Raw genomic sequence first — 6,750 nt, 5'->3', positions numbered from 1 at the left:
CCCGCACCTGAGACCACTCCTGCCGCGCCGTCGGCGGCGTCAGCCACCGCATCGGCCCTTCGAAGCTCTGCACCACTACCGGGTGCCCGGTCTCGACGAGCTCATCGACCTCGGCCGCGCTCAACCAAACCCCCTTCGACCGCTGCCAGACCTGACCACCCTCATCCCACAGGCGGTCACCATGCACCCGGTTGCGCGACACCTTCTGAGCCATCACGCCCGCTTGCCCCGCAGTCGGCACCGAACCGCACGGTCATCCCGCACGCCGAGTGCGAGCCGACCGTGCGCCGGAGTCGTGAGTCGTAGGACACGACCTGACGACCCCAGACGTGCGAAGGCCCCCACGCGGGGGCGTGGGGGCCTTCGGTCCGGACCGGTCGGACGCTCTCTCAGGCGGTGAGGTCGACCGGCGTGCTGATGGCCTCGGGACGCTCGCACGTCGTGGTCAGCGTCACCGAGGTGTGCCCGTCGGCGGCGGCCTGGACCGACTCCATGATCTCGAGGACGTGCAGCGCGACCTCGTCGTTGGCGCGGTGCGCACGGCCCGCCTCCACAGCGAGCGCGAGGTCGGCCAGGCCGTAGCCGCGGCCGGAGTCGACGTACCCGGCGGTGGCGCCGGCGTCGACCCAGTTCGCCTCGGGGTCGACGTCCGGGCCCGGGGCGGGCGCGGTCGCCGCCGCGAAGAGTTCGACCGAGCCCTCGAACATGTTCGGGTCCGGCACGGAGATCGACCCGCCGGTGCCGTGCACCTCGATGCGCGGCAGGCGCGCGGCCCACGTGTCGAAGCTCATGATCAGCGTCGACAGCGCACCGGAGGCGTGCTCGAGGATCCCCGTGATGTGGGTGTCGATCGTGACGCCGAACGACTCCCCGGCCCGCGGACCGGAACCGATCGTGCGCTCCTGCGAGGGCCGCGTCGAGGCGCCGACGACCCGGACGACCGGGCCGAGCAGGTGCACGAGGGAGGTCAGGTAGTACGGCCCCATGTCGAGCAGGGGCCCGCCGCCGGGCTGGTAGTAGAAGTCCGGCTGCGGGTGCCAGCGCTCGTGACCGGGCGTGGTCATGAACGCGGTGGCCGAGTGCGGCGTGCCGATCTTCCCGGCGTCCACGAGGGCGCGCGCGGTCTGGATCCCGGTGCCCAGCACGGTGTCGGGGGCGCAACCGACGCGGACGCCGGCGGCGGCCGCGGCCTTCACGACGTCGCGGCCCTCGGCGACGGTCATCGCCAGCGGCTTCTCGCCGTAGACGTGCTTGCCGGCCGCGATGGCCTGCAGCGCGACCTCGGCGTGCGTGCGCGGCAGCGTCAGGTTGAGCACCACGTCGACGTCGGGCGAGGCGAGCAGTTCCTCCAGCGACAGCACCTGCGCGCCGTGCTCGTCGGCCAGCGCCTGCGCCCGCTCGGGCACGAAGTCGCTCACCGCGGTGATCTGCAGCTGCGGCAGGCGCTTCAGCGACGCCGAGTACTGCGCGGAGATGACACCGGCGCCGACGACGCCGACCTTCAGCGGGCTGCCCACAAGAGGCCCCTCTCGATGATCGTCTTGACGTTCTCGTTCTTCAGCGTGGCCGGGTCGTGCCCCGGCGTGGCGACGAAGATCCTGCCCTTGCCCCACTGCCGCGTCCAGACCGCCGGCGAGGTGACCGGGCGGGTCCACGGGTCCCACTCGCGGACGGCCTGCGTCGTCGTGGCGAGCACGTCGACGTAGTCGTCGGACAGCACCCAGTACTGCTCGGTCACGAGGTCGAAGTCCTCGACGCCCTCGGTGATGGGGTGCGACGCCGCCTCGGGCAGCATGTTGACCCGGTAGGGCATGTAGTTGTCCTGCGGACCACCCTCCCGCTCGTCGGGGTGCTTGCCCGGGTGGCACCCGAACTGGCCCCCGACGAGGGTGAGGTAGTCCGAGTTCGCGCGGTAGGAGTCGGCGATGCCGCCGTGCCAGCCGGCGAACCCGGTGCCGTTCTCGACGGCCGTGCGCAGGCCCTCGAACTCGGCCTGCTCGATGGTGTTCATGGTGTTGCACTGGACGATCAGGTCCACCGTCGCCAGGTACTCGGCGTCGGTGTACACCGTCGGCGTGGCCTTCGAGGCCGACCCGAAGTCGGTGCCGAGGTCCTCGACGCGGACGGTGAAGCCGTTCGCCTCCAGGTGCGGGATGAACAGTTCGGTGGCCTCGACGGGCGAGTGCCCGTCCCAGCCGCCGCGGACGACGAGGGCCTGGCGAGTCACAGGTGGAGCCTTCCGGTCACTTGGAGAAGCCGGCGGTGAGGCCGGAGAGGAGCTGACGGCGGCCGACCACGTACAGGGCGAGGATCGGCAGCGTGGTGAGGACGACCGAGGCGAGCACGGCCGGGATGTTGACCGAGTACTGCCCCTGGAAGGTCCAGAGCGCCAGCGGGAGGACCCGCAGGTCGGCGCGGTCGGTGAGGATCAGCGGGAGCAGGAACCCGTTCCAGATCTGCAGCCCCTGGTAGATCGTCACCGTGACGAGCGCGGGCCGGGTCAGCGGGAACGCGAGGCGCCACATGGTGCCCCACTCGCTGGACCCGTCCATGCGCATGGCCTCGAACAGCTCGTTCGGGACGTCGCGGACGAAGTTCGCCAGGATGAGGACGGTCAGCGGGATGGCGAACGCGATCGACGGCAGGATCAGCGCACCGAGCGAGTTGTACATCCCGGTCCGGATGATGATCAGGTAGATCGGGATGATCGTCGCCTGGAGCGGGATCGCCAGCCCCATGAGGAACAGGGCGTTGACCGCCTTGAGCCAGCGACCCGCGCCGCGGACGATCGCGAACGCCGCCATGAACGAGATGAGGACCGCCGGGACGGTCGCGCCCACCGTGACGATGACGGAGTTCGCGAAGTACCGCAGGAAGTCGTTCTCGAGGACGAGCTTGTAGTTCTCCAGCGTCGGCGTGGACGCCGGGAGCAGCGGGTTGGTGCCGAAGTAGCTGGCCGAGGTCTTGAAGCTCGTGATGACGATCCAGTAGATCGGCACCAGCACGATGAGCAGCCAGAGCCAGCCGAAGGCGCCACCGAGCCAGTTCCTGCGCTCGGTCGTGCCGTTCTTGGGAGCCCCCGCGACGCGGGACCCCGAGCGCGGGGTTGCGGTCTGGGTCGCCATCTCAGGCACCTTCCAGCTGGGAGTTGCGTTCCTTGCCGCCGAGGCGCTGCAGGAGCTGGGCCAGGACGAGGCCCACGACGACGAGGATCACGGCGATGGCCGAGGCCAGGCCCATCTGGTTGGCCCGGAAACCGGTCAGGTACATGTCCAGGGCCAGGACGCGGGTCGCGTCGTTCGGACCGCCCTGGGTCAAGACGAAGATCAGGTCGAACGTGGTGAGCGAGCCCACGATCATCAGCGTCGAGGACGTGATCATCGTGTTCTTCAGCTGCGGCAGCGTGATGGAGAAGAACTGCCGCACCCGGCCGGCCCCGTCGATCTGGGCGGCCTCGTACATCGAGACCGGGATCTGGCGGATCGCGCCTTGGTAGATGAGGGAGTGGAAGGGGATCCACTGCCACGCGATGATGAAGATCACGACACCCATGGCCAGCGTGCCGCGCCCCAGCCAGTCCTGGGTCAGGAAGCCCAGGTTCAGGCCCGGGCCCAGCCCGAAGTTCGGGTCCAGGAGCGCCTTGTAGGCGATGGACACGGCGGCCGCGGACAGCAGCAGCGGGAGGAAGAACAGGACCGCCAGCACCGCCCGGTACCTCTGGCTGCCGGAGATGAAGACGCCGAGCAGGATCGACAGCGGGGTCTGGGCGATCCACGACAGGACGATGACGAGGAACGTCACCCACAACGCGTGCGGGAGACCGGGGTCCGTGAGCACGGCCTTCCAGCTCGTGAGCCCGGTGAAGGAGATCGCCCCGATGCCGTCCCAGGACGTGAAGCTCAGGACGAAGACCCCGATGAGGGGGATCACCGCGAAGGCGACGAAGATGAGCAGGGCCGGGAGGACCAGCCACCCCAGACGACCCGTCGACGTGTGGGCAGCGGGGGTGGCCTTCACCGGCACGCGGCTGGGAGCCGCGCTCACGGACGCGCTCACTTGCCGATCGCCGCGTTCATGTTGCTGGCGAACTCCTGCGGGGTGATCGCCAGGCCGAAGAGCTTCTCGATGTTGTCGAGCAGGGTCTCGGCCTCGGTCGGCGAGAGCGCCTGGTCCCACGACTGGGCGAACGACGGGGCGTTCGTGGCGAGGTCGTAGGTGAACTTCAGCCACTCCTCGTCCTCGAGGCCGGTGAACTTGGAGTCGATGCCCTTGACGATGGGGACCTCGCCCGCCTCGTTGATGTAGGCCTCGGCCTCCTTGTCCTGCAGCAGACCGTCCTTGAAGTAGGCCAGGGCGATGTCCTTCTGCTTCTGCGTGGCCTTGGAGGAGATCGACACGTACTGCGCCGGGTTCCCGAAGGTGTTCATCGGGTCGCCCTTGCCGCCGGTCACCTCGGGGAAGTTCATGTAGCCGAGGTTGCCGCTGGAGACGAAGTCGCCGCCGTCGGTCTTCATGCCGCCGTAGGTCCACGTGCCGTGCAGCATCATGGCGGCCTTGTCGGTGTACAGCAGGGCCTGGTCGGCGTTGGAGTCGGCCGTGATGGACGCGAAGCCCTTGATGAAGCCGTCGGCCTTGACGAGGTCCTGCACCTTGGTGAGGGCGTCGATCGCGGACGGGTCGGTCCAGTTCGGCTGGCCGTTGTAGATCGACTCGAACAGCTCGGGGCCACCGATGCGGTCGAAGAGGAGCTCGAGCCACATCATGTTCGTCCAGCGCGACTGGCCACCGAGGGAGATCGGGGCGATGCCGGCCGCGTTGAACGTCGTCACCAGACCCATGAGGTCGTCCCAGGTCTTCGGCGGCTCGGCGCCGACCTGCTTGAAGAGCTTCTTGTTGTAGAAGAGCACGAGCGGCTGGACGGTCTCGGTGGGCAGACCGTAGATCTTGCCGTCCACGGTGCCCGCGGCGAAGGCCGCGTCGAACAGGCGGTCCTTGACGCCGGAGTTCGTCTGCAGCCACGAGGTGAGGTCGTCGACCTGCCCGCCCTGCGCGTAACTGCGCAGCGTGCCGCCGCCCCAGCCGAAGATGATCGTGGGGGCCTGGCCGGCGCCGATGGCCGTCTTGATCTTGGCCTTGTAGGCGTCGTTCTGGAACGAGCTGGTCTTGATCTGCTGGTCCTCGTGGGCCTTGTTCCAGTCGTCGACGGCACCCTGGCGGATGCCCTCCTTCGGCTGGCCCGTGAGGATCCAGTCCGTCGCGGCGTCGGAGCTGGCTCCCGCCGGACCGGAGTCACCGCAGGAGGCCAGGACGGTGGCGACGAGCGGGGTCGCCCCGGCCAGGGCGAGGAAGGACCGACGCGATGCGCGGTTGTGATCCACAGTGATCTCCGTTGTGCCGAGCCGCAGCCCTGCGGCTGTTCCACCCCGCGGCCCCGGGCGGGGCCGCGTCGAACGCTGTCGAAAAGCTTTCGACCGCGCTGTCTGGCGATGACCATAAGAGGGTCTCGGTGCCGAGGTCAAGCGGTCCTCCACCACTCGCCACCCGCTGCAGTGAAGTCGTTGCAGCACAACGGGCACTAGGTCTCGAACACATCTCGAAACTTTTCGGAGAAGGGCTGGCGCCCGACCCTCCACGGGCCGTATGGTCGTCGCACATCGAGTCGAGGAGGACCCGTGCTGGACCGCCCGCACACCCCCACCCGGTCCAGGGACAAGACGACCCTGGCCACCATCGCCGCGAGCGCCGGCGTCTCCGTGGCGACCGTCTCCAAGGTCGTCAACGGCCGGGAGGACGTGTCCGCGCAGACCCGCGCCCTCGTCGAGGAGCTCCTCGTCCAGCACGAGTACTCGCCGCCGACGACGCGGCGCGCGGTCACCGGCAGCGCCCTCGTCGAGTTCCTCATCGACGGCGACTTCTCCTCCTACGCCACGGCCGTCGTCGACGGGGTCGTCGAGGCCGCCACCGCAGCCGACGCCGCCGTCGTGGTCGGCGTCCTGCGCGACCAGCGCAACGGCCGCTACCCCTCCCCACCCCGGTCGTGGGCCCGCGGGCTCGCCGCCGCGGGCCGCACGGGGGTCATCGTCGTCACGGGCGAGCTGACGGGCGCGCACGTCGACGCGCTCGCCGCGGTGAACCTGCCGCTCGTCGTCATCGACCCCCTGAACCTCCCGCGCCGGGAGGTGACGAGCGTCGGCTCGACGAACTTCACCGGCGGCCTGACGGCGACGAACCACCTGCTGGCCCAGGGGCACCGGCACATCGCCTGGGTGGGCGGACCGCCCGGGTCGCAGTGCAACCAGGCCCGGTTGCACGGGTACCGCGCGGCCATGGAGAGCGCTGGCCTGGTCCCCGTCGCCGAGCACGTCCTGAACTCCGACTTCCAGTACGAGGCGGGCCGGCGCCTGGGAGCCCAGCTCCTCGCCGGCCCCGACCGCCCGACCGCGGTCGTCGGCGGCTGCGACTCGATCGCCCTCGGGGTCATGGAGGCGGCGCGCGCCCAGGGGCTCCGCGTGCCGGACGACCTGTCCGTCACGGGTTTCGACGACACCGAGCTCGCCGCGATGGCCGCTCCCCCGCTGACGACGATCCGGCAGCCGCTGCGGGAGATGGGCCGGGTCGCCCTGCGCACCGTCCTGCGGATGGCCGGCGGCGAGCGCCTGGACTCCCACCACGTCGAACTGGCCACGGAACTGGTCGTGCGGGGGTCCACCGCTGAGTTCTCGCCCCGGGCGAGGTCGCAGGGGCAGTAGG

7 protein-coding genes are annotated in these 6,750 nt (G+C 69.9%); 1 reads left to right on the top strand and 6 read right to left on the bottom strand.

Features of this window, described 5'->3' with window-relative positions:
• The 6 genes from AB1207_RS15860 to AB1207_RS15835 form a co-directional block, all read right to left on the bottom strand.
• Positions 1 to 217 (bottom strand): hypothetical protein (locus AB1207_RS15860; RefSeq protein ID WP_367639351.1); only part of this gene is annotated, 217 nt, incomplete at its 3' end.
• Positions 218 to 389: 172 nt separating this feature from the next.
• On the bottom strand, positions 390 to 1,517 hold the full coding sequence (locus tag AB1207_RS15855) for a Gfo/Idh/MocA family protein (protein ID WP_367639350.1): 1,128 nt from the start codon (positions 1,515 to 1,517) through the stop codon (positions 390 to 392).
• Positions 1,502 to 2,227 (bottom strand): ThuA domain-containing protein, encoded by a 726-nt coding sequence (locus AB1207_RS15850; RefSeq protein WP_367639349.1) that lies wholly within the window; start codon positions 2,225 to 2,227, stop codon positions 1,502 to 1,504. The genes AB1207_RS15855 and AB1207_RS15850 overlap by 16 nt, the downstream gene beginning before the upstream one ends.
• 16 nt (positions 2,228 to 2,243) lie before the next feature.
• Positions 2,244 to 3,125, bottom strand: coding sequence for a carbohydrate ABC transporter permease (locus AB1207_RS15845; protein ID WP_367639348.1), 882 nt, complete (start codon positions 3,123 to 3,125; stop codon positions 2,244 to 2,246).
• 1 nt (position 3,126) lies between these two features.
• Positions 3,127 to 4,023, bottom strand: a complete 897-nt coding sequence (locus AB1207_RS15840; RefSeq protein WP_437178956.1) for a carbohydrate ABC transporter permease — start codon at positions 4,021 to 4,023, stop codon at positions 3,127 to 3,129.
• A 29-nt stretch (positions 4,024 to 4,052) separates the two neighbouring features.
• On the bottom strand, positions 4,053 to 5,378 hold the full coding sequence (locus AB1207_RS15835) for an extracellular solute-binding protein (RefSeq protein ID WP_367639347.1): 1,326 nt from the start codon (positions 5,376 to 5,378) through the stop codon (positions 4,053 to 4,055).
• A 294-nt stretch (positions 5,379 to 5,672) separates the two neighbouring features.
• On the opposite strand from AB1207_RS15835, the gene AB1207_RS15830 reads away from it, so the two are divergent.
• Positions 5,673 to 6,749, top strand: coding sequence for a LacI family DNA-binding transcriptional regulator (locus tag AB1207_RS15830; protein ID WP_367639346.1), 1,077 nt, complete (start codon positions 5,673 to 5,675; stop codon positions 6,747 to 6,749).
• Position 6,750: the final 1 nt, after the last annotated feature.

The organism is Kineococcus endophyticus, from assembly GCF_040796495.1.
Lineage (GTDB): Bacteria > Actinomycetota > Actinomycetes > Actinomycetales > Kineococcaceae > Kineococcus > Kineococcus endophyticus.
The sequence above is the reverse complement of the archived record's forward strand: the minus strand, read 5'-3'. Positions and strand labels throughout refer to the sequence as shown.

Excerpts from the sequence above, each read along its gene's own strand:
- AB1207_RS15845 (WP_367639348.1), bottom strand. The coding sequence starts at position 3,125 with ATGGCGACCCAGACCGCAACCCCGCGCTCGGGGTCCCGCGTCGCGGGG.